Origin of the sequence: Micromonospora foliorum (genome assembly GCF_022229015.1) — a bacterium.
Lineage (GTDB): Bacteria > Actinomycetota > Actinomycetes > Mycobacteriales > Micromonosporaceae > Micromonospora > Micromonospora foliorum.
Genome location: NZ_JAKKFF010000399.1, coordinates 1 through 1,190, shown reverse-complemented (window position 1 = coordinate 1,190; position 1,190 = coordinate 1). Strand labels below are relative to the sequence as shown.

General features: G+C 73.1%; 1 protein-coding gene. It reads right to left on the bottom strand.

Annotation, left to right across the window (positions count from 1 at the left end; translation table 11 throughout):
* Window positions 1-68 precede the first annotated feature (68 nt).
* Complete coding sequence (locus PSH25_RS25600) at window positions 69-878, bottom strand: Fpg/Nei family DNA glycosylase (protein WP_238661488.1); 810 nt, start codon at window positions 876-878, stop codon at window positions 69-71.
* Between the last annotated feature and the right edge of the window lie 312 nt (window positions 879-1,190).

The window sequence follows — 1,190 nt, the reverse complement described above, 5'->3', positions numbered from 1 at the left end:
GCGCGGGGCGCGGGCGCGGGGCGGCGCGGGGCGCGGGCGGGCACCGAAGGTCGACCGGGTCGACCGGGTCAGCCAATCTGGCAGGTACGGCACCAGTAGAGGTTGCGGCCGGCCAATTCGCCGCGGCTGATCTCGGTGCCGCAGATGTGGCAGGGCGCGCCAGAGCGGCGGTAGACGTACACCTCGCCACCGTGCCGGTCCACCCGCGCCGGCCGGCCCATCGCCTCCGGCAGGTGAGCGTCGCGGACGGTGTCGATCCGCCCGTGCTCGGCCGCGAGCCGCATCAGTCCGACAAGGTCGGCCCAGAGCGAGTCCCAGCCGGTTCCGGTCAGTTGTCGGCCCGGCATCCTGGGCGGCAGCCCGGCCCGGAACAGCGCCTCGGTCACGAAGATCAAGCCGGTGCCGGCCACCACCGACTGGTCCAGCAGCAGCGCGGCGAGCGGTGTGGGGCTGCGGGCGATCCGGGCGTACGCCCGCTCCGGGTCGGCGTCGCCGCGCAACGGATCGGGCCCGAGGCGGTCCCGCAGCGCGGCCACCTCGGGTGGGGTGAGCAGCTCACAGGCCGTGGGCCCGCGCAGGTCGAGCCAGTGCCGGTCGCTGGCCAGCCGCAGCCGTACCTGACCGACCGGCTCCGGCGGCTCTCCCGGCCCGTCGGTGAACTTGCCATACAACCCGAGGTGTACGTGCAGCGTCAGCTCGCCGGCGTAGTGGTGCAGCAGGTGCTTGCCGTACGCCTCGGTGCCCTCCAGCACGGTCCCGGAGAGCCGGGCGGCACCCTCGGCGAAACGACCTTGCGGGCTCGCGGCGTGCAGCTTGTCCCCGGCGAACAGCTCGGCGTGCCGGGCCGCCAGGCGGTGGATCGTGTGTCCCTCTGGCACAGGTGCCAAGGATAGCCAGCCCCGCCCGACCGGGCCGCGCACTGATCGACTCGGGTTTCAGGAAACCGGGGTGTTGCGATGAGCGAAACACCCCGACTTCCAGGAAACCGAGTCGATCAAGGCCGGTCAGGGCCGGGACCGAGGCGGGTCGAGCCGGGACCACGGCCAGGCCGAGCCGGGACCAAGGCCGGTCAAGGCCGGTCAGGGCGAGTCTCGGCGGCCGTACCCAGGATTGGTGTCAGGAAACGCCCAGGTGGGTATTCGAAGGGCGACACCGCGTGGGTGCCACCCTTTCCGTCGGCCACCACGCCC